Origin of the sequence: Bradyrhizobium cosmicum (assembly GCF_007290395.2) — a bacterium.
Classification (GTDB): Bacteria; Pseudomonadota; Alphaproteobacteria; order Rhizobiales; family Xanthobacteraceae; genus Bradyrhizobium; species Bradyrhizobium cosmicum.
On sequence record NZ_CP041656.2, the window covers coordinates 4794606 to 4816664 of the forward strand.

At 64.5% G+C, this 22059-nt stretch carries 20 protein-coding genes; 8 read left to right on the forward strand and 12 right to left on the reverse strand.

The annotated features are described in order from the left end of the window. Positions 1-25: 25 nt before the first annotated feature. Positions 26-1249, reverse strand: coding sequence for an FAD-dependent oxidoreductase (locus FNV92_RS23285; protein ID WP_143844395.1), 1224 nt, complete (start codon positions 1247-1249; stop codon positions 26-28). Positions 1250-1686: 437 nt separating this feature from the next. On the opposite strand from FNV92_RS23285, the gene FNV92_RS23290 reads away from it, so the two are divergent. From FNV92_RS23290 to FNV92_RS23300, 3 genes are all read left to right on the forward strand, one after another. Continuing rightward, positions 1687-3033 (forward strand): lipopolysaccharide biosynthesis protein, encoded by a 1347-nt coding sequence (locus FNV92_RS23290; protein ID WP_143844394.1) that lies wholly within the window; start codon positions 1687-1689, stop codon positions 3031-3033. Between the two features lie 226 nt (positions 3034-3259). Then, positions 3260-4429: a glycosyltransferase family 4 protein gene (locus FNV92_RS23295; RefSeq protein WP_143844393.1), complete on the forward strand. Its 1170-nt coding sequence runs from the start codon at positions 3260-3262 to the stop codon at positions 4427-4429. Positions 4430-4457: 28 nt separating this feature from the next. After that, positions 4458-5990 (forward strand): glucosamine inositolphosphorylceramide transferase family protein, encoded by a 1533-nt coding sequence (locus FNV92_RS23300; RefSeq protein WP_143844392.1) that lies wholly within the window; start codon positions 4458-4460, stop codon positions 5988-5990. 19 nt (positions 5991-6009) lie between these two features. On the opposite strand, the gene FNV92_RS23305 is transcribed toward FNV92_RS23300, so the two are convergent. From FNV92_RS23305 to FNV92_RS23355, 11 genes are all read right to left on the reverse strand, one after another. Continuing rightward, on the reverse strand, positions 6010-6771 hold the full coding sequence (locus FNV92_RS23305; RefSeq protein WP_143844391.1) for an SDR family NAD(P)-dependent oxidoreductase: 762 nt from the start codon (positions 6769-6771) through the stop codon (positions 6010-6012). Between the two features lie 21 nt (positions 6772-6792). After that, positions 6793-8532: a nitrilase-related carbon-nitrogen hydrolase gene (locus FNV92_RS23310; RefSeq protein WP_143844390.1), complete on the reverse strand. Its 1740-nt coding sequence runs from the start codon at positions 8530-8532 to the stop codon at positions 6793-6795. A gap of 13 nt (positions 8533-8545) precedes the next feature. Continuing rightward, on the reverse strand, positions 8546-9535 hold the full coding sequence (locus FNV92_RS23315) for an acetamidase/formamidase family protein (RefSeq protein ID WP_015687142.1): 990 nt from the start codon (positions 9533-9535) through the stop codon (positions 8546-8548). A 24-nt stretch (positions 9536-9559) separates the two neighbouring features. Further along, positions 9560-10279, reverse strand: coding sequence for an ABC transporter ATP-binding protein (locus FNV92_RS23320; protein ID WP_015687143.1), 720 nt, complete (start codon positions 10277-10279; stop codon positions 9560-9562). 1 nt (position 10280) lies between these two features. Further along, the gene (locus tag FNV92_RS23325; RefSeq protein WP_143844389.1) at positions 10281-10997 is read right to left on the reverse strand and encodes an ABC transporter ATP-binding protein; all 717 of its coding nucleotides are present in this window, start codon (positions 10995-10997) and stop codon (positions 10281-10283) included. Beyond that, the gene (locus tag FNV92_RS23330) at positions 10997-12061 is read right to left on the reverse strand and encodes a branched-chain amino acid ABC transporter permease (RefSeq protein ID WP_143844388.1); all 1065 of its coding nucleotides are present in this window, start codon (positions 12059-12061) and stop codon (positions 10997-10999) included. The genes FNV92_RS23325 and FNV92_RS23330 overlap by 1 nt, the downstream gene beginning before the upstream one ends. 15 nt (positions 12062-12076) lie before the next feature. Next, positions 12077-12949 carry an ABC transporter permease subunit gene (locus tag FNV92_RS23335; RefSeq protein ID WP_015687146.1) on the reverse strand — a complete coding sequence of 291 codons (873 nt, stop codon included), beginning with the start codon at positions 12947-12949 and terminating at the stop codon, positions 12077-12079. A gap of 93 nt (positions 12950-13042) precedes the next feature. Continuing rightward, on the reverse strand, positions 13043-14284 hold the full coding sequence (locus FNV92_RS23340; protein ID WP_015687147.1) for an urea ABC transporter substrate-binding protein: 1242 nt from the start codon (positions 14282-14284) through the stop codon (positions 13043-13045). A 10-nt stretch (positions 14285-14294) separates the two neighbouring features. Beyond that, positions 14295-14960, reverse strand: a complete 666-nt coding sequence (locus FNV92_RS23345) for an ANTAR domain-containing response regulator (RefSeq protein ID WP_143844387.1) — start codon at positions 14958-14960, stop codon at positions 14295-14297. Positions 14961-14962: 2 nt separating this feature from the next. Continuing rightward, on the reverse strand, positions 14963-16117 hold the full coding sequence (locus tag FNV92_RS23350) for a transporter substrate-binding domain-containing protein (protein ID WP_143844386.1): 1155 nt from the start codon (positions 16115-16117) through the stop codon (positions 14963-14965). 265 nt (positions 16118-16382) lie between these two features. Next, entirely contained in the window at positions 16383-17306 is a 924-nt protein-coding gene (locus FNV92_RS23355; RefSeq protein ID WP_015687150.1) for a LysR family transcriptional regulator, read from the reverse strand. 107 nt (positions 17307-17413) lie between these two features. Here FNV92_RS23355 and FNV92_RS23360 point away from each other — a divergent pair, with 107 nt between their 5' ends. From FNV92_RS23360 to FNV92_RS23380, 5 genes are read left to right on the forward strand one after another with little or no spacing between them, the layout of a single operon-like run. Next, complete coding sequence (locus FNV92_RS23360; RefSeq protein WP_143844385.1) at positions 17414-17737, forward strand: Dabb family protein; 324 nt, start codon at positions 17414-17416, stop codon at positions 17735-17737. After that, a complete protein-coding gene (locus FNV92_RS23365) occupies positions 17734-18813 on the forward strand; it encodes a maleylacetate reductase (protein WP_143844384.1) in 1080 nt (359 codons plus the stop codon). The genes FNV92_RS23360 and FNV92_RS23365 overlap by 4 nt, the downstream gene beginning before the upstream one ends. A gap of 4 nt (positions 18814-18817) precedes the next feature. Beyond that, positions 18818-20191, forward strand: coding sequence for an amidohydrolase family protein (locus FNV92_RS23370; protein ID WP_143844383.1), 1374 nt, complete (start codon positions 18818-18820; stop codon positions 20189-20191). 20 nt (positions 20192-20211) lie between these two features. Further along, positions 20212-21114, forward strand: coding sequence for an NAD(P)-dependent oxidoreductase (locus FNV92_RS23375; RefSeq protein ID WP_143844382.1), 903 nt, complete (start codon positions 20212-20214; stop codon positions 21112-21114). Positions 21115-21128: 14 nt separating this feature from the next. Further along, complete coding sequence (locus FNV92_RS23380; protein WP_143844381.1) at positions 21129-22013, forward strand: intradiol ring-cleavage dioxygenase; 885 nt, start codon at positions 21129-21131, stop codon at positions 22011-22013. Positions 22014-22059 lie beyond the last annotated feature (46 nt).

Below are 22059 nucleotides of genomic sequence, written 5' to 3' on the forward strand. Positions count from 1 at the left end.
GGTGGCGGGCAAGAGGGCGACGAATTCAGGCGCGCAGCGCGCCGCGAACACGTCCAAGCCAGCCCGGATGCATCTGATCGACGCGGTGCGTGAGACTGCGACGCAGGAAGTGCAGGCGGCGCCGCACATCCCATCCGATATCGCTGCGGGACGTCAGGGCATGGCGGAAGTGCGCCATCTTCAGCGATCGCTGATCTGCCGCGACCTTGTCGGGATCGGAATAGAATTGCGATATCTTCTCGGTGCCCATGCCCGCGCTTGCGAGCCAACGCGGCGCGTACTCGGTGCAGAGACGATCGACGTCCACCAGCAGGCGGGCGACGCCCGTGCCGGCGGCGGGACAATTGGTCTGGAACGCATCGCCGATGAGGACGATTCCGGGCTGCAAATGTCCTTCCACCACGGTCAGGTCCATCACCCAGTTCTGGACCTTGTCGGTCACGCGGAAGTCGCCCAGGTAAGGCCATAGTCCCGGCAGCAGGCGCAAAACGGTCGCCTCCGGTTCGCGGCGCAGCTCACGCATGATCGGATCGGTCGGGTCGCGGAACATGAAGAGATTGGCCCGCATGCCTGATGGCACGGGAAACAGGCTGAGATAGTCGATGCCATCGGCCGTGCGCTCGCCATAACAGGTCAGCGCCTCGAAATCGAACGGCCCGCCGTCCTCGCGGGCGATCGTGAAGCCGAATGAAACGGAGTGACGTTCGGCCAGCACGCGCCGCCTGATGCCGAGCTTGTAGCCGAGCGCGCTCGCCATGCCGGTGGCGAGAACGACAAGGCGCGCGTCCAGGCGCTTTCCGGAGGCAAGCTCGATATGCTGCACATCGTCGCTGCAGCTGATTGCGGAGACTTCGTCGACGATCAGGCTGGACCGATCAGGCAACCGGCTGCGCGCCATCGCAACGAGATTGGCGTAGGAAAAGCCGTAGGCCTGGCCGACGCTGACATCGACGACCTTGCCTTCCCGAATGTTGAGCACCCGATCATATCGGCAAGCGACGTTCTCGAGCGCCTCGAGGAAGCCCAGCTTGCGGAACATCTCCAGTTGCTGGCCGCCGATCTTCTCGACCCGGAATTCATCCGGATGCACCGCGCGCTTGTCGATGAGCGCGACGCGATGCCCCGCCCGCGCAAGCACCGCAGCGGCAAGCGATCCCGCCAGGCCACCGCCGACGATCGCGATATCAGCGACAATCGTCGCGATTCCGGCAATACCGCCCGGCTTGGTCACGGCTCTATCCGTCGTCATGGTCTGGGCTCCACCGTCAGCTGTGGTTCCATGTGCAATTCTCTCGCCTGATGTCGTATCGCAGCGTCGGAGGCGATCATTTCCAGAGATTGAGGTTAATGGGGTGCGGGACAAACCTGTCGCGGCACGCGCCTTGCTCGGAACAGTCTGGAATCCCCTTCTCTCGTCCGATCGGCAGCGCCAATCCCTCTCTCAGGACCATTCCGAAGCTCGAACAGCCGAGCACCGCCCAGCTCCGCCTCTTATCGCGCGTCGATGCAGCATCGATCCGGGACAAGCGGGACGCAGCTGTTCCACGGTGACGCAGCAACTTACGACCTTCGTCGACCACAGGCGACTGGCTCAACGAAGCGCGCATTAACACTCGCAATTTCCCGCCATGCTAGGTTGGCGCCGTACTTGAACCCGGTATCTTCGCGGGACGCCGCGTATCACTGATGATCACCACCATTGTTCAGTTTCTGCGGCGCGACGTAACGCGCGGTGTCGTCGGGACCATCCTGCTCAAGGTTGGCAGCGGCGCACTCGCCTTTGCGTTGTTCTCGCTCGCGGCGCGAACGATGACACCGGACGGATTCGGCATCTTTGCGACCTGGCTCTCAGTTGCGCAGATCGCGGCGGTCGTGGGGCTGGTCGGCCAGGAATCGCTGCTGGTGCGATTCCTGAATGAGTATCAGGTTGTAGACAGGCCCGACCTCGCCAAAGGCGTCCTCCTCTCGAGTTTGAAGATCGCCTGCGTCGCGATGCTAATCGCGATCGCCGCAGTCGCACTGGTCGCGAATCTCCGGGGCGATTGGTGGCTGCTGATCCTCACGGTCTCGGCCTACACGGCCGTGAGCGCCGGACTGATGCTTGGCAGCCAGATCGCGCGTTCGCTGGTCAGCATTCTCATGGGCGAAGGCAACCGCGAGTTCTTCTGGCGGGTGATCGTGGTCTTGTTCCTGCTCGCGATGCTGTTCGGTCACAAGCAGCTCGATCCCACCGAGCTGATCGCGGTCATTACGATGGCCATGTCGTTGGGCCTGATCGTGCAGATCATTGCGATCGCGCGGGCGCTGCCGGATCTGCGCGGCACGACCGCGCGCTCCGAGCGATCCCGCTGGCGATCGAGCTCGTTTCATTTCTGGGTCGCGTCGATCCTTGAGGTCGCAAACCAGTATTTCGACGTCATTCTGGTCTACTGGATGATGGATCCTGCGACCGCAGGCATTTACTTTGCGGCGTCACGCCTCGCCAACATCTTCGCCATGTTGTCCGCCGCGCTGTACACGTTCGGTGCGCGCCGGCTTCCTTCGCTGTACTTCAGCAAGAACCACGGGGAATTCGAGCGAACGTTAAGGCTCATGGCGGAGGTGACGGCGCTCTGCGTGGCTGCCGGCCTCGCCCTGATCTGGATTGGCGGCCCCTATCTTCTCAATTTGTTCGGGCCGCATTTCACCGCCCAGCACTCGGTCCTGATCGTGCTCGCGATCGGAACGGCCATCCAGGCTGCGGGCGGTCCATCCGCGGCAATCCTGCAGCTGACCGGCCATGAGCGCATCTATGTCCCGGTCGTTGCCGCGAACGTCGCGCTGCGATTGGTCGGGTTTGTCGTGCTCATTCCCTGGCTCGGCGTGCTGGGTGCAGCGATCGCGGCGACCGTGTCACTGGCGCTCACGACCGTCGCCCTCAACATCCTGTGCCGGAGGCGAACCGGGGTCGATCCCTCCGTTCTCGTGCTTCTGCGCTCCTCTGCATGGAAGCGCGGCAGCTACGCGGTCCGCGGCGCCGACTCGGCCGAGTAGGCGCCCAATCGGCCTGGCCAATCCGGGACCGCGCGCATGCCAACTGGGTTAACGCCTGTGCTGCACGCGCCTCTTGGGGACTGCGCAACTCCTGCAAAAACAGGGCAATCAGCAGGTTCCGCATTAACTCCGTTTGTCGCTAGTCGATGTCTCCCGCGGGCCTGCATGATAGGTACGGGATCAAGAAGGTGAAGAATTCGTTTCTTTCTTTTGCGAGTCGGGATCCGTGCTGCACTACCAGCCGAACAGGGACGAGACGACTGCGACAGCGCTCGCGCCGCTCGATGGCGGCGAGCGAAAGCTGCATGTGCTACTCGTGCAGACCCAGGCCGAGAACGCGGGCGCGCAGGAAATCTCCAGGTTGCTGGGCGCCGGCCTCTCTGCGCGCGGCCATCGCGTCTCCAACCTGTTCTTCTTCCGCAAATCGGACTCGTTCGACGAGCCGCCGGATACGTTCTACTGCGCGACGAGCCGGCCGGGCAATCCGCTGGCGCTGCTGCGCATGCTGTGGAGGCTCGGCGGCCACATCAAGACGATCGGGCCCGACGCCGTCCTGACATTCCAGCATTTCGGCAACGTCATCGGCGCAGGCATGACGCGTCTCGTCAGCCGCGCGCCGGTTGTCGCCAACCAGGTTTCATCCGCGCTGGCGATGAGCTGGCCGGTCCGCACCGCCGACATCGCCATGGGCAGCACCGGATTCTTCGACCGCATCACGCTCAACTCGAAGGACATGGAGCGCGAATACTCGCACTATCCCGCGGCCTACCGGTCGCGGATGGTGCATGTGCCGCACGGCTTCGAGGACAAGGCGCTGGTCTTGTCGAAGGACGACGCGCGGCAAAACTTCAATCTGCCGCCGGACCGAGTCCTGCTCGGCTGCGCGGCGAGGCTGCACCCGCACAAGCGGCTCGATGCGGCAATACGGCTGTTGCCGGACGAGCCGTCCTGGCATCTCGCGCTGGCTGGCCAAGGGGCCGACGAGCCGCGGCTGAGGCAGCTCGCGGATTCCCTGAAGGTCTCGGACAGATTGCATCTGCTCGGCGAAATCGCTCCGCGCCAGATCGCCGGCTTTCTCGCCTGCCTCGACGTGTTCGTGTTTCCGACGCAGGCCGAAACCTTTGGTCTGGCCGCGGTCGAAGCCGCAAACGCCGGCGTTCCCTCCGTCGTCACGGATCTTCCCGTGCTGCGCGAGGTACTGTCCTTCGAGGGAAAGCCGACGGCGCTCTTTGTCGATATGTCGGATCAGAAGAAGCTGTCGGCTGCCGTCTCCAGGCTCCTGTCCGACCAGGCACTGCGCGACGAACTGCAACACAACGCCAAAGGGCTGAGGTTGCGCTATTCGGTCGATGCGATGGTGGAGGAATACGTTCGAATCCTCGGCCAGGTGATCTGACCATGCGCTTTGAACGGGTTGGCTCGACATGATCATCGAGTTTCGCTGCGAACGTGACCATGCGCGGCGGTGGATGCACCGCGAGACGCTGTCGATCGACGGCCGGGACGTCCCGGTTCAGATCGCGTGGACGGCGACCACCGAGCCGCGGCCCGCAGGTCTCGACGCGCTGTTCGGACTGGAGCGTCTGGTGCTGCACAAGGGCAAGCCCAGCGGCGCCGACAGGCTGACGATAACTCCGGACCAGGCGCAGGCGCGTATCGGCACGGCCGACGTGGTCGTCGATTTCACGAGCGCCGCACGCGATCCGAACTGTTCTGCCCGGCTCTATCTACGCCCATTGTTCAACGGAGCCGCGGGCGAAAACGCCGCACTCGCCGCCGTTCTCGGCGGCGACCTGCCCGTCATCGAGATCGTCAACGAGATCGACGGTGCCGTGCTCGATCGTGGCCACCCGTCCGCAGAGATTGCGGCCGGCCTGAGCGGCGGGCTCGAAACGATCATGGCGCGAACACTGACCATGGTGGCGGCGATCCTGTCGGGACGCCCGCGCATCGTGCTGCAGCTGGCGCGTCTTGCACGGAGCGGCAACGGGCGTGGACCAGCAGCCTTTGTCGCACGCGGCCTCGCCGTATCGATCGCCAAGGAAATCTATCGCCTCTGCTGCTATGCCCCGCATTGGCACGTCGGATGGCGCTTCAACGATGGCGCCGGCGTCTGGCAGACCGGCGATCTCTCCGGGCCCACATGGAACGTGCTGGGTGATCCCGGAAACCATTTCTACGCCGATCCCTTTCCCATCACCTGGCAGGGGCGAACATTCGTCTTCTTTGAAGACCTCGATCACCGGGTCGGAAAAGGCATCATCTCGGCGATCGAGTTCGGCGACACCGGACCGGTCGGCGACGTCGTGCCCGTGCTGGAGGAGCCCTGGCATCTCTCCTATCCGTTCCTGATCGAGGATGACGGCGAGTTGTGGATGATCCCGGAGAGCTCGCTCCATGGCGACGTCGCGCTCTACAAATGCGTCCGGTTCCCGGACAAATGGGAGCGGCACGCGACGCTGCTCTCCGGCCTCGAGATCGCCGACGCGACGATCACGCGGCACAACGGGCTGAACTATCTGTTCGGAGCCTGGCGCGACGGAACCGGCGGCTATTCGGATTCGCTGGCGATCTACTACGCTGACCACCTGCTCGGCCCCTGGACGCCCCATGCCAGCAACCCGGTCATGATCGACCGCGCGAGCACGCGGCCGGCGGGGAATTTCGTCACCATGGACGGCAAATTGTGGCGGCCGGTGCAGGATTGCGCCGATGGATATGGCGCGGCGCTCGCTCTGGCGGAGATTGTCGAACTGTCGCCGACGACGTTCAAGCAGATCGTCCGCCACTCGCTCAAGCCCGGACCGCTGTGGCCCGGACGAAAGCTGCACACACTGAACCGCTGCGGCCGGCTCGAGGTGATCGACGGATCGCGCGTTCAGCCCAAGACCCGCGCCTTCGCAGCCAGATTCCCATCGGCGGTCTTGCCCCCGCGGACCAGCCCGCACACGGCCTGAACGGCACTGGCCTCTCGTTCTAGAACTGCACCCCGCGCGTCAGGGCGCCGTCGACGACGAGGTTCGTCCCCGTAATGAAGCTCGCGGCGCGGCTGGCGAGGAAGACGGCGGCGTTGGCCATTTCCTGCGGCGTGCCCATTCGCCCGGTCGGATTGAGCGCCAGCGCGGTCTTGTAAAGCTCGGGGTTGTTGTCCTTGATCATGTTCCAGACCCCGCCCTCGAAATAGGTGTTGCCCGGCGAAACCGAGTTGGCGCGAATACCCTTGCCGGCGAGCTGATTGGCGAGACCTTGCGTGTAATGGATGATGGCCGCCTTGAAGGTGCCGTAGGGACCGGCGGCGAAATCGACCTCGCGCCCCGAGACGCTCGATATGGTGACGATCGCGCCGGCGGCGCTCTTCTCCAGATAGGGCATGGCTGCGTTCACCAGCCGGACCGTGCCCATCATGTCGGTCGCAAACTCCTTCTCCCAGCTTTCGTCGTCCTGGCCGATCGCGAGCGCGCTGACATTGGCCACGACGACATCGATGCCGCCGAGCTTCGAGGCCATATCGCCCACCCAGGCCTTCAGCACAGCCGCGTCGGCGACGTCGACCGCGCCGCCATAGGCCGCGACGCCCTTGGCCTTGAGCGCAGCGACCGTGCTCTCGACCTCGGCCAGATTGCGGGAGCACACGCCGACATCGGCGCCTTCGGCGGCGAACGTCTCGGCGATCGCCCGGCCGATTCCCTTGGTGCTTCCCGTGACGAGAACCTTGGCGCCCTTGAGTCCCAGATCCATGGCTGAATTCCTTTTCCTGATTCAGTAATTGTTCGCGACCGCCTTGACCAATCCACGATAGCTGTGCGGCATGCGCATCGACACCAGATCCTTTCGCCGCACGACGTTGGTCGGATAGACGCTGTCGAGATTGGTGGTGTCAACCAGCTCGGTTGCAAGGCCCGTGCCGCCGGCCGCGATCGCCTCCCGCCGCGGGAACGCGAACGTGTCGGGGCCGAACACCCCGCTCAGCCCGGGATAACCGCGCTCGGGATCGACGACATTGGCGAAGGCGAAGAACAGGTTGTTTTCGCCGGCGCGAACCCGGAAATGATGCCAGTGATGTGGATCCGGCCCGGTCGGAATCGGTGCCGGCTGATCGACCTGCGTGCCGGCATGCGACGAACTGAAGCGCCCCTTGATCGCGGCGGGGCACGCGATGAGATCGCAGCCGCGCAACGCCAGCACCCGCCCCGCCTCCGGGAACGACGCATCATGACCGATCAGCAGCCCAATCCGGCCGATCGGGGTGTCGACGACGGTCCAGCCGTCACCGGCGGTGGCCCAGCTGCGCTCGTCGGCGGTGAGATGCGTCTTGCGATACACCGAGATGCTACTGTCGGGCGCGACGAGGCAGGCGCTGTTGTAGAACAGATCGCCGTCACGCTCGGCGAGGCCGCAGACGAGGTAGAGCCCGAGCTCGCCTGCAATCCTGCCGAGGCTGTCGGTCGCCGGCCCCGGGATCGGTTGCGCCGATCTCGCGGGATCGGCCAGTCCCGTCAGCGCGAGTTCCGGAAAGACCACCAGCTCCGCGCCCTCGTCCCTGGCCTTGCGCGCGAGCGCTGCGATCTCGCCAAGGTTTTGGCTGACGTCATCGCGAGGTGAAAATTGCGCGACGCTGACTTGCGATGTCTTGCCCGTCGGCCACGGCTCGCGGCCATAGAGCCCAAAGAAATCACGCGGATTCCAGCTGAACGTATCGGTGAGCAGTTCAGGATAAAGCTCCGGCCGACGCTGTGCGAACACCGTCTCGCCGAGCACGCGGCGCGCGCGGGCTGCGTCAAGATCGATCTCCGACATCAGCACACCGTCGCCCTTGTCGAGCACGGCCGTCACCTGCCCATCCGGCGCGATCACGCAGCTGCCGCCGCTGAACTGCACGGAGCGCTCCAGACCCCATCGATTGCTCTCGATGACGTAGCAGCCGTTCTCGAAGGCGCGGCTGATCCAGTATGGCGCCGGCGTGCGCTCCGCCAGCCAGTTCGAGATGTGGCAGATGACGTCCGCGCCGCCGAGCGCCATTAACCGCGCGGTCTCGACGAAATGGATATCCATGCAGATCAGCAGCGCGATCCGCCCGATCGGCGTCTCGAACACCTGGTTGTGCAGATCGCCCGCCGCCGCCCATTTCGGCTCGGAGATATAGGGATGCGTCTTGCGATGGCAGCCGACGATGCCGTCGGGCCCGATCAGGACGGCCGAGTTGAAGTAGATACCGTCTTCGTCGACCTCCGGCATGCCGACCACGATGTAACAGCCGTGCTTGCGCGCCAGCGCCGCAAAGCTATTCGTGGTCGGCCCCGGGATCGTCTCGACAAAGGGGGCGACCTCTGCACGGTCGAACCAGCAATAGCCGGTCGTTCCCATTTCCGGCGTGACGATCAGCCTGGCACCGGCCGCCGCCGCCTGCTCGCAGAGCTCGAGCAGGCGCGCGATGTTGCGCTCCTTCTCGAACATGGTCGGCTCGAACTGGATGGCGGCGACCTTGTGCTTGGTGGACATGATCCGGCTGGCCTCAAACGAGATAGGACTTCTTGATGGAGGCACCGAGCGTATATTTCGGGTCCACCATGTTGCCGACCCGCATCCGTCCGGCCTGGGTCAGCAGCATATAGGCGTCGATCTCATCGAAGCCGTAATCGGCCGCCATCCAGCGGCAGAGTTCGCGATAGGCGATGCGTGCCGCATCCTCCATCGGCCGTGCCGAACCGATCGTCATGATGAAATCCTTGGTCTCGAGCCGCGGCCAGGCGATGGTCCAGTTCTTGATCAGGTCGATCTGCACCGTGGTCACGGTCGGATGCTCGATGGCGACGCCGCAGAGCTCGCCGTCACCCTGCGCGGCGTGGCAGTCGCCAAGATAGAGCAGCGCGCCCTTGGTGTTGACCGGCAGGTAGATGACGGCGCCGACGCCGACATCCGGAAGGTCCATGTTGCCGCCGTAATAGTCGGGAACGAGCGATGAGATCGCCTCGATCTCCGGCGAGGTGCCGATGGTGCCGATGAAGGGCTCATAGGGCAGCGTGATCTTGTCGTTCCACTTCGTGCCCGTCTTGGCGTCGATCTCGAGCTTCTTGACGCGCTCGGGCAGTGCGGGATTGAGCAGCGCCGTATTCCCCGTGCTGACCAGGCCGCCGAAATCCGGCATGATCACGGTGGTGCCGCGCGGCTGCGGCCCTCGCGGCACGATGCTCTCGATGTAGACCGCGAGCGTGTCGCCCTTCTCCGCGCCGTTGACGTGGATCGGACCGTTCTGCGGATTGAGGAACGGGAAGTTGAGAATTTTCGACGGGCTGTCGGTCTCGTGCTTGATCGCGCCTTCGAACGCGTCGTGGGTCTCAGCGGAGACGACCGCGCCGGGATCGACGGTCAGCACCGAATCCACATAGGGCCCGTACACATAGTGGTACTTGCCCTGCTCGCTTTCCGTGATCGTGTATTCCTTGCCGCGCGCGCCCTTGGCGACGCCTTTGCGTGCCATGATCGACTCGTTTTGCCAGGCCATTGCTGTTCTCCTTGGTTGGACTGTCTAGACCGCGAGGTGCCGGCGCATCTCCGCCACGTCGTCGAGCGCCGAACGGTCGAGACTTGCGACGATGCGGCCCTTGTCCATGACGTAGCAGCGCTGCGCCATAGCGCGGATCATGTCGAGATTCTGCTCGACCAGGATGATGGTCACGCCGGTCTTGCGGTTGAGCTCGACCATGTTGCGCGCGATGTCCTGGACGATGTTGGGCTGAATGCCCTCGGACGGCTCGTCCAGCAGGATCAGGCTCGGATCGGCTATCAGGACCCGTCCGATCGCCAGCTGCTGCTGCTGGCCTCCGGACATGGTGCCGGCACGCTGTTGCCAGCGCTCTTCGAGAATGGGAAAGGCCTCCACGATCTTGCGCCGGCCCGCCTCGGGGATGCCGCCGCCCTTGATTGCGGCACCGACGGCGACGTTCTCGCCGACGGTCAGGCGCGGAAAGACGTCGCGGCCCTGCGGCACATAGCCCATGCCGAGCCGCGCCCGCTTGTGCGCCGGCAGCGATTCCACGGCCTCGCCGCGATAGACAATCGAGCCGCTCATCGCCGGCACGAGCCCGATCAGGCTCTTCATTAACGTCGATTTGCCGACGCCGTTGCGCCCGATGACGGCGACGATCTCGCCTTCCCGCACCTCGATCTCGAGGCCCTGGAGCACCGGCTTGCCGCCATAGCCGGCCCGCAAGCCCAGCGTCGAGAGGATCACTTCCTTGCGCGGCATATCAAGCATGGGCCTGCCCCAGATAGATCGCTGCCACGCGCTCATCGGCCACGATCTCGTCGATCGAGCCCTGCGCGAACACTTGGCCGAGATGCAGCACCGTTACGCGCTGGGCGACCTGCCGCACGAACGCCATGTCGTGCTCGATCGCCAGCACGGTCATGCCGCCGGCATTGAGCCGCTGCACCATTTCGCCGGTCATGTGGGTTTCCTCCGGCGACATGCCCGCGGTGGGCTCGTCGAGCAGCAGGAGGCGCGGCTTCAGGCTGATCGCCATGCCGATCTCCAGCCATTGTTTCTGGCCGTGGCTGAGATTGCCCGCGGTCTGCGCCTGCTCGGATTCAAGGCCGAGGAAGCCGAGCAGCCGATCGATCTCAGCTTCGAGCTCGGCGCCGCGATGCCGGATCTGCAGGGCGATCTCGAGGTTCTGGCGGACGGACAGGCCCTTGAAGACGCCCGGCACCTGGAACTTGACCGACAGGCCGCGGTGAATCCGCGCAAAGGATTTCAGCGCGGTGATGTTCTCTCCCGCAAAGACGATCTCGCCGCTGCCGGGGTGATACTCACCGAGGATCAGGCGAAACAGCGTGCTCTTGCCGGCACCGTTCGGCCCGATCAGGCAATGGATCTCGCCGGGCTCGAGCGTCAGGTTCACGCCGTTGGTGACGTGCAGGCCGCCAAAATGCTTGTTCAGTTCGCGCAGCTCGAGCAGCGACATCAGCCGGCCCTCTGCGTGAGGCGCGCTGCGAGCCGCCCGAGCCAGTTCATCGCGCCGAGCACGAGGCCGTTCGGAGCGATCAGGACTGTGAGCACGAGCAGGACGCCCATGAAGACGAGCGCGTACTGGCTGCCATAGATCGTCAGCGCCTGGAACGCCGCGAGCACCACCAGCGTGCCCACCACGGTCGAGGTCAGGTCGCTGCGGCCGCCGACCGCGACCCAGATCAGCGGCAGCGCCGCCGCCGTCATGCCCATGCTCGACGGCGTGATGTATTGGCCCCACGCCGTGTAGAGCACGCCCGATATCCCCGCGAGCGCGGCGCCGATGACGAAGGTGATGAGCTGGTATTTGCGGATGTCGTAGCCCAGCATCTCCGCCCTTTCAGGGTTCTCGCGGATGGCGACGATGACGTTGCCGAACGACGAGTTCATCAGGATGCGCAGGGCCAGATAGACGAAGACCAGGAGCCCGAGTACGAAATAGTAGAGCCCGACATCGGCGAACAGCACGATCGGCTCCCCCGGCCAGGGGATGGTGAGCGGCGGCATGGCGCTCATGCCGTTGAAGCCGTTGAGCCTCGCGCTGCCGATGTGCCATTCCGGCCCCGCGGTCTGCGCCATGAAGCGCTCCAGCATCAGCGTCACGGCGAGCGTGACGATGCCGAGAAACACACCAGCGATGCGGCCGAAGAACATGAAATAGCCGAGCAGGACCGCGAACAGCGCCGCGATTGCGATTGCAGCGACAAACGCGACCAGCGTGAAGCCATAGGCCGAGCCGAAATTGAGGGTGAGAACCCCGTAGCCATAGCCGGCGATGCCGAAGAACGCGGTCTGGCCGAACGACAGCGAGCCGCCATAGCCCCAGATCAGGCACAGGCTGAGAGCGATGAAGACCCAGACAAAGAAGTAGACGGTATTGCCGACCGTGTAGCCGTCGCTGAACAGCGGATAGGCGAGCGCGATCGCAAGCACGATGGCAAACAGGCCCCAGAAGGCCCGACCACGACCGACGGTCTGCGGGCCTTCAAGACGGCGAAAAAAGGAAACGAGAGCAGTCACGACGCCATCACTCCGTCAGGTGCGTTCGCGCAGCACGAAGCCGGAGATGCCCTTCGGCAGCACCCGGACCACGATGATGACGGCGACCAGCAGGCCGATCTGGCCGAACAACTGTCCCTGCCAGGACGTCATCCCCGACTTCACGATCGCGAGCAGGCCGCCGGCAGGCGCGGTACCGAGGAAAACGTCGGCGCCGCCGATCACGACCGTGACGAACGCCTCCATGATGAAGGTCGCCCCCATGGTCGGCACCAGCGTCATGGTCGGCGCATAGAGGCCGCCGGCAAGGCCGGCGAGCCCCGCGCCGCAGGCGAAGGTCAGGCTGTAGATCAGCCGCGTATCGACGCCGAGGGCCGCCGCCATGTGCGGCACCTGGATGGTGGCGCGCGCCAGCACGCCGAAGCGGGTCCAGTTGAACAGCGCATAGAGCGCGGCGAGCACGCCGAGCGCGGAGCAAAACAGCACGATGCGGTAAATCGAATAGGAGTAGTCGCCGACCTGGAAACTGCCGAACGGCGTGCCGACCCCCGCCATCGTCGAGCCGACCATGATCAGCGTGCCCTGCGTCGCGATCAGGCTGAGCCCCCAGGTTGCGACGATGGTGTCGAGCGGCCGATCGTAGAGATGGCGGATCACCGCGAGCTCGACAAGCACGCCGACCAGTGCGGACACGATCGTCCCCGCCAGGATACCGAGCGGGAGCGGCAAACCGGCATGCACGGTCGCCGCGGTGACATAGGCACCGCACATGATGAACTCGCCATGGGCCAGATTGATTACACCCATCATGCCGAAGATCACCGCGAGCCCGCAGGCCGAGAGCACCAGGAACGCGAAGGCGTCACCGAATTGATAAAGTGCCGAAAAGACGTGGGTCGCGATGTCCATGAACCAACCAAATCGATAAGAGGGACGACGTTGCCGTCGCGGGTAACCGTGGTCGCCCCGGCGCGCAGGTACGCCGGGGCGACCAGCCGCCGGTCAGGGTTTCGGCGGAGGATTCGACGGCGTGTACTGCGCCATCGGATCTTTCTTGGTCAGATCGCAGCCGGCTTCACCCAGCCAGTACGGCTTGATGTCCTCCCAGGTCTTCGGGAAGGAGATCGAATGATCAGCACCAACCTTGGCGAGATAGATCGTGTGCGACATGTGCTGGCTCTTCGGGTCGATGCAGACCTTGCCTTCCGGCGCGTCCATGCAGACGTCGCCCAACGCGATCACCTTGCGGATATCCTCGCGCTTGGTCGACTTCGCCCGCTCCACCATCTGCTTGTAGAGATAGACGGCGAGATAGGAGTTTTCCGCCTCCTGATTCACGTAGGGCTCGCTCGGGAATTTGGCCTTGAACTTGGCGTAGAACTCCTTGCTCTTCGGCGAGTCGATCTCCTCGATGTAGTTGGTGGTGACGTACATGTCCTTCAGGCTCGGCGGCTTGAAGCGCTTGTGCTCGTAGCCCTGGCCGACGTTGACCGAGGAGGCCATCGGCAGGTTGACGTTGGCGGAGGCCGCCTGCTCATAGTAGGAAGCCTGCGCGGTGCCGACCAGCAGCGTGACCACGAAGTCCGGCTTGGCCTTCTGGATGTTCTGGATGCTCTGGGAGAACTGCGAGACGCCAAGCGGGATGAACTCCTCGCCGGCCATCTTGCCGCCGTTCTCCTTGACGATCTTGCGCACCCATTCCGCCGAGATCTGACCGAAATTGTAGTCGGCGGCGAGCGTGTAGACGTTCTTGCCGTACTTCTCCATCATGTAGGGAATGAGCGTGGAGAACTGCTGCTCCGGTACCGCGCCCGTTACGATCATGTGGCCGTCGCAGACCCCGCCTTCGTACTGGTTGTTGTAGAAGGCAAAGCCGTTGAACTGATCGACGATCGGCCGGTAAGCCTCGCGCGAGGCCGAGGAGAAGCCTGCGAACACCACGTCGACCTTGTCACGCTGGAGCACGCGTCGCATGAATTCCTGGTAGCGGGTGTTGTCGGACTGCGTGTCGTAAGGAACGAGCTCCAGCGGCCGGCCCATGATGCCGCCCGCCTTGTTGATCTCCTCGGCGGCGAGCTGGATGGCGTGGACCTTGCCGATCGTGGCCGCGGCGAAGTCGCCGGACTGATCCTCCAGCACACCGAGCTTGATCGGGTTCTCCGCCGCGTATGCCGGGACTGATCCGAGGACAAGCGTCCCCGTGAGGGCTGCGGCACGCAGCCCCCGCAATACAGACTTGCTCATTTTGCTTCTCCTAGATGGCTTGCTTGTTGCCGCCTTGCAGCATGATGCCGGTCGTGCGGCCGGACGTATCGGGCGGCTTCGCCCGCTTGCTCAGGAACTCCTCGCAATAGAGTTCCATGTTCTGCCGCGCGCGCATGCTTTCGCGACGGAGCTGGGAATAGGCACCTTCCTCGTCGAGGCCGCCCTGCTGCATCAGCAGGACCACGGCCCGGATCACCGCGCGACGACCGCGGCGGCGTTCCTCGAGGTCCTGCAGGCGTTCGCTCATTTCGGCGCGCAGCAGGAACTGGTTGATGCCCATGAACAGGGATGTGTAGACCGCACCGCCATGCACCGGCTTGCGCAGGAACGAGGTCGCACCGAGATTGACGAGCGCCTTCAGCCGGCTCGGCGCCTCGACGCCGACAAGGCCGATCACCGGCACCGGCGGCAGCCGCGAGGCGGGATGGACCTCGATGGCGACGGCGCCTTCGAGATCGCCGTCGACGAACAGAATGTCGCGGTCGGCCTGCAGGGTCGTCACGTCGATCTGCGCGCGGCCGTCGATGATTTCGGGGTATTCGGTGGAGACGCCAAGCTTGGCGAGCGTCGTTTCGAGCGTGCTCTCCCATCCGCCTCGCCGTGTCACGACGATGGCGCGGCCGCCCTTGAAGTTCTGTAGCAGTCGAGAGCTCATGATTACACCACCTTCAACAGCGGAGAGCGCATTGCGCTGGCAAAGCGCGGCGACGACTGGACGAGATAGGGATCGGGCGCGATCGGCTCGCGGGATTCCAGCAGCACCTCGAATTGCCCGTTGACGGACGAGCGGCCGATCCGCGGCGTGAGCCAGGCGTGAAAGGTCTGCCGGTCGATACGGACCTCGCCTTGCGGCGCACGCAGCCGCTGATCGGCCACGGCGGCGCGCACCTTGCGCGCATCGTCGGTGCCGGCCTGCGACAATGCGGCCGCGAGCAGCTTGACCGCGATATAGGACGACTCGGCGTCGGCCGAAGAGACCGGTCCATCCGGAAAGGATTGCGCATACGCATTGATGAAGGCGGCATTCTCCGGCGAATTCAGAGACGAGAAATAGACGCTCGACGACAGATGTCCGTCGATGGCATCGGGCCCGATCTCCGGCAATTCCGGTTCGGACAGCGTGCAGCTCGCGACAGGAATTTCCGCGGCCTGATCGATCCCGCGTGCGCGGCAGGCGGCACGGAACGCGCGGAAGAAGGCATAGGCGCTGGTGCCGATCAGATTGTTGAAGACGACGTCCGGGCGTTGCTCGATGATCGCGGCAATGACCTGGTCGACCTCGGTATCGCCCATCGAGAGATAGCGCTCGGCGAGCACGGTACCGCCGCGCGCGATCAGCGCCTCGCGGAAGATGCGGTTGTTCTCCCAGGCCCAGATGTAATTCGAGCCGATGCAGAAGGCGCGCGAGCCGACCCGGGACGCCAGATAGTCGACCAGCGGCAGCACGTGCTGGTTGGGCGCCGCGCCGGTATAGATGACGTTATCGGAACTCTCGAAACCCTCGTAGTGCGAGGGATACCAGAGCAGCCCGTCGAACTTCTCGAAACACGGGATCACCTCCTTGCGGCTCGACGAGGTGTAGCAGCCGACCACTTGGCGGATGCCGGAGCCGAGCAGCTCGAGGCTGAGCGAACGATAGCGCGCGAGGTCGCCCGACGGATTGACCACCACTGGCTCCAGCTCGATATCTTGGCTAGTTGCGTTGACCTCCTCAAACGCGAGCAACGCGCCATTGAGGATCGACCGCGCGACGACGCTGTAGGAGCCAGTCGTCGAGAACATCACGCCAATTCGATAATGTCTTCGCGTCATCACTCGATCCAAAACAAAAAAGCGCCCGCCGGCTGTAAAGCCGAGGGCGCGCTCGCCGCCAACCAAACACGCATTTGCGTGGCGTTGGAAATGGTTTGAACTTGTTCGCGTTGACGGGCTGCCTTGCCCGACGCTCGTGCATTACGGTCGTTGAGATCGGTTATTATGTCAAGCGCGTTGTTGCAGCGAAGATTGCCGCAATTCGTGCCGACGTGTAGCAAAACTGTGCAGTGCGGTCAGGGGCACCCGGAACTCCGTCTGCCCATCACTTTGTCGCGTCGATCCATATTCCCGGCTCTGAATGCTCCCGGATGTGGCTGACGAGAAAATCGGAAAACACCCTGATCTTGGCGGGCAGCCGGACGCGGTTCTGATAGGCGATGTTCATGGTGAGCAGCGGCAGCTCCCAACCCATCAGCACGGGCACCAGACGGCCGGCCGCGATATCGCTCTGCACAATGTAGAGCGGCTGGATCAGGATGCCGAGACCGGCACGCGCAGCGCCGCAGATGATCTGACCGTCATTGCTGTCGAGCGTCGGTGCGATCCGGATCGTCTGCGTTGCACCCCCCTGGCTCAGGCGCAGCGAATAGGGATCGTTGGCGAGATTGTAGATCAGCATGTTGTGGCGGGCGAGATCGGCGGGATGCTCCGGCCGTCCGTGCTTCTCCAGATAGGACGGGGCAGCCGCGAGCACGCGATGCATCTGGCCGATGCGGCGGACGATGATGTTGGAATCCGGTTCCTGCTCGCGCGTGCGGATCGCCACGTCGATGCCGGCTTCGATGAAGTCCAGATAGCGGTTTGCGCTGGTGATCTGCACGCTGAGATCAGGATAGAGCGCGCGGAAGGCCGGCAGCATCGGCGCGAGATAGATCATCGCGAAGGACAGCGAGCTCGTCACCCGCAGCATGCCCTTCGGCGACAGCGCTCGGTCGGAGACGGCGTCTTCGGCTTCGGCCAGCTCGTTCAGGAGCGGGCTGCAGCGCTGCAACAGCTCCTGCCCCGCTTCGGTCAGCCATTGCCGGCGCGTGTTGCGCTCGATCAGCCGGACCGCAAGCCGCTCCTCCAGCGCGCTGAGATGGCGGCTGGCAGCCGCGTTCGACATCCGCAGCGTATCGGCGGCCTTGGACAGGCTGCCGAGCTCAGCGGTTCTGGAGAAGACTTCGAGTTGGAGCAGTCGGTCCATTTTTTCACAAATCGGAAAAGAGACTTACAAATTTTGGTCTTTATTTCCACTTTCCGCAAGGCAAAATAGCGCCAACAAAGCACAATGGCAGGCGAGGAAATCAGGAAATGTCGGGCCCGATCAGGCACATCGTGATGTGGCGGCTACGCGGGGAGACCCCGGATGAGCGCGCCGCGGCCCGGGTCAAGGTCAAGACCCTGTTCGAAGGCCTGCGCGGCCGGATCGACGGCCTCACCCATATTGAAGTCGGTGTCGACGTCAGCGATGTCGACTACGCCTGCGATGTCGTTCTGTTCTCCGAATTCACCGACCACGCCGCGCTGGCGGCCTACGCCACCCACCCTGAGCATTTGCGTGTCCGCGAGGCGCTGGGCGACTTGCGGATCGGACGCTTCCAGGTCGATTATCCCATCAAAGAGACCGGCGCATGATCGGTTCGTTCACCTTCGAAAACCTGCCCTGCCGTGTCGTGTTCGGCAGCGGAACGCTGGCCTCGGCTAGGGCCGAGGTGGAGCGGCTCGGCGGCAAGCGCGCCCTGGTGCTGACGACGCCGCAGCAGGAGGCACAAGGCAAGAGCCTGGGAGCCGCGCTCGGCCCGCTCTATGCCGGCATTTTTCCCGGCGCGACCATGCACACCCCGGTCGAGGTCACGGAGCGCGCGCTCGCGGCGATGAAGGGGTGCGAGGTCGACTGCGTGGTCTCGCTCGGCGGCGGCTCCACGACCGGCCTCGGCAAGGCGCTCGCCTTGCGCACCGGCGTCAACCAGCTCTGCATTCCCACCACCTATGCCGGCTCGGAGATGACGCCGATCCTCGGCCAGACCGATAACGGCCTGAAGACCACGGTGCGCGACGCGGCCGTGCTTCCGGAGACCGTGATCTACGATGTCGATCTCACCCTGACGCTGCCGGCCAGCCTCGCCGCAACGTCCGGCATCAACGCGATAGCCCATGCGGTGGAAGCGCTTTACGCGCGCGACACCAATCCCGTGACATCGCTGATGGCGGAAGAAGGCATCCGGGCCTTGGCCCGCGCCCTGCCCGCCATTGCCTTAAAGAGTGACGACCGCGAGGCCCGCACCGAGGCGCTCTATGGGGCCTGGCTGTGCGGGGTCTGCCTCGGCACGGTCGGCATGGCGCTGCATCACAAGCTCTGCCATACACTCGGCGGCACGTTCGATCTGCCGCATGCGGAAACCCACACCATCGTGCTGCCGCATGCGCTGGCGTACAACGCACCGGCCGTGCCCGATGCGATGGCGCGGATCTCGCGTGCGATCGGCGCGGCCGATGCCTCGCAGGGACTCTTCGACCTCGCGAAACGGCTGGGCGCCAGGCTGGCCCTGCGCGACATCGGCATGCCCGAGAGCGGCATCGACAAGGCAGCCGATCTCGCCGTCACCAATGCCTACTGGAATCCGCGCCCGCTCGAGCGGGGCGCCATCCGCGACCTTATTGCGCGCGCCTGGGCCGGCGAGCCGCCGGTTGCCATCAAAGCGGCGGCATGAAGAGATGCAGCGCACGCTGATCAAATCCGCCACGGTCATCAGCATGGATGACGCGATCGGCGATCTCAATACCGGCGATGTGCTGATCGAGGGCAGCCGCATCGTCGACGTGCGTCCGTCGATCGAGCTCGGGAGCGGTGCGAGCGAGACCGAGATCGTCGACGGCAAAGGCCGCATCGTCATCCCCGGCCTGATCAATGCGCATATGCACACCTGGCAGACCGGCTTGCGCGGCTATGCCGCCAACTGGACGTTGCTGGAATATTTCCGCCACATGCATGCCGGGCTCGCGACCGTGTTCCGACCGGAGGACATCCACATTGCGACGCTGGTCGGCGCGCTCAACCAGATCAATTGCGGCACGACCACGCTGGTCGACTGGTGCCACAACAATCCGACACCCGATCACACCGACGCGGCCGTGCGCGGCCTGATCGAAAGCGGCATCCGCGGCGCCTTCTTCCACGGCTCGCCGAAGCCCGAGCCGAAGCCAGGCGAGCCGCATTTCTCCGAGGTTCCGCATCCGCGCCGCGAGATCGAACGGCTGCTGGCGGGCCCCCTCGCCGACCGCGATGGCCTCGTCACGCTCGGGCTTGCCATCCTTGGCCCGCATTATTCGACGCTCGACGTCGCCATGCACGATTTCCGCCTGGCGCGGGAGCTGAAGCTGATCGCATCGATGCATCAGGGCGGCGGTCCGGCCAAGACGCCGGGGGGCTGGGAGAAGCTGATCGAGGCCGGCCTGGTCGGCCCCGGCGCCAACATCGTCCATGGCAACGACCTGCCCGACGATCTCCTCGACAGGCTGGTCGATCTCGGCGTGTCGTTCTCGGTGACGCCTGAGAATGAGATGATCCAGGGGCATGGTTTTCCGATCACCGGGCGGCTGCTCAAGCGCGGCGTGCGGCCGACGATCGGCATTGATCTGGAGTCCGTGCTGGCCGGCGACCTCTTCGGCGTTGCCCGCATCGCACTGTCGATGCAGCGGGCACTCGACAATGCGGAGTCGCGTAAAGAGAGCGGCACCATTCCGGCGACGACCACGATCCCCGTTCGGGAAGCGCTACGCTGGATCACGACGGAAGGCGCCCGCATGCTCGGCCGCGAGGACCAGATCGGATCTCTGACGCCGGGCAAGCTCGCCGACCTCGTCGTCATCAATGCGTCCGATCTCAACCTTGTCCCGGTGCACGATCCCGTCGCGACCGTCGTGATGCAGACGGGCCTTGCCAATATCGAGGCCGTCATGATCGGCGGCGCCTGGAAGAAGCGGAACAGCCGGTTGCTGGTCGAGGGGCTGGAAGCGAAGAAAGAGCTGCTGGCGCAATCCGGCCGGCGGTTGGTGCAGGACATCGAACGACAGGGACGCGCCGCCTGAGCGGCCAACGGACAACAGCAATGACAGACGCATCAACGAACGTCGCTTTCATCGGGATCGGCAAGATGGGCCTGCCGATGTCGGCCCTCGTCGCCAAGGCCGGCTATGCCGTCACCGCGTTCGATCAGAACGCGGCGCGGATCAGCGAAGCGCGGGCGCAAGGCATCTCAATCGCAGCATCGCCGGCGGAAGCTGTCAGCGGCAAGGCTGCGGTCATCACGTCCCTGCCCGATGACGCGGCCTTGCGCGGCGCCCTACTCGGCCCGACCGGGCTGATCGCCGCGATGGCGCCCGGAGCCGTCTTGATCGAGACCAGCACCGTGAGCGTCGAGGCGTCCGCCGAAGTTGCGGCCGCCGGGCAGGCGCGCGGAATTGCCTATCTGCGCTCGCCGGTCTCCGGGAACGCCAGCATCGTCCACACCGGCGCGCTGACCTGCTTCGTGTCAGGGCCGAAGGACGCCTTCGAGAACGCGAAGCCGCTGTTCGCAGCCTTCACCCGCGCCCAGACTTATCTCGGGCCCGCCGAGGAAGCGCGCTACGCAAAACTCTCGGTCAATCTGATGATCGCGGTATCCGCCGCGATGATGGCGGAGAGCCTGGCGCTCGCGCGCAAGGGCGGCATCGCCTGGCAGGATATTCTGAAGGTGCTCGACGACAGCGCCGTGGCCTCGCCCATGGTGAAATACAAGACCGCACCGCTGCGCAACCGCGATTTCGAGTCGACCTTCTCCTGCAAGCAGATGGCCAAGGATCTCGACCTCATTCTCGGCGCTGGCCATGCCGTTGGCGTGCCGCTCCAGCTCGCCGCCCAAGTGCGCGAGACCTACGGCTCGCTGGTGGCGCAGGGCGACGGCGACGCCGACTTCATCGCGACCGTCAAGCACCTGGAACGGCTGTCCGGGCTTGGCGAACCCAAATTCTGATCGCGGAGACATAGATGCGCAACTTCGACGAAAACACGATTACCGACGCGGTGCTGGAGAGGATCAAGGACGCAACCGATCCGCGCATCAAGCAGGTAAGCGAGGCACTGGTGCGCCATCTCCATGCCTTCGTCCGCGAGGTGCGGCCGACCCAGAAGGAATGGGAATACGGCATCGACTTCCTGACCCGCACCGGCCACATGTGCGACGACAAGCGCCAGGAGTTCATCCTGCTGTCGGATGCGCTGGGTGTCTCCATGCTGGTGGATGCGATCAACCATCCCGTGCCGGAGGGCGCGACCGAGACCACGGTGCTTGGCCCGTTCTTCGTCCAGGCCGCGCCCGAGAAGGATAGCGGCGCCGATATCTCGGGCCCGATGGAAGGTGATCCGATGCTGGTCACTGGCTCCGTCTCGACCGTCGACGGCCAACCGCTCGTAGGCGCCACCGTCGACGTCTGGCATTCCGACGACGACGGCTATTACGACGTACAGCAGCTCGACGACATCGGCGATCTCGCGATGCGCGCCCGCTTCCACACCGATGGCAACGGCCGCTTCCATTTCTGGTCGATCAAGCCTGCCGCTTATCCGATCCCGCATGACGGCCCGGTCGGCGAGATGCTGGAGGTTCAGGGCCGTCATCCCTGGCGCCCTGCGCATGTCCACTTCATGATCTCGGCGCCAGGCTTCGAGCAACTCGTCACGCACGTGTTCGTCGCCGGCGACCAATATCTCGACAGCGACGTGGTGTTCGGCGTCAAGGACAGCCTGATCCGCGAATTCGTCCGGCATTCTGCCGGCCGTGCGCCGGATGGTCGCATGGTGGAGCGCGACTATTTTCACCTCAATTACGATTTCGGCCTGAAGCAGCTCGCGAGCAACGCAAGAGCCGCCTAGACTGGACGGCGACGGACCGAACAAGAGTCCGGCGACAGGGAGCAGA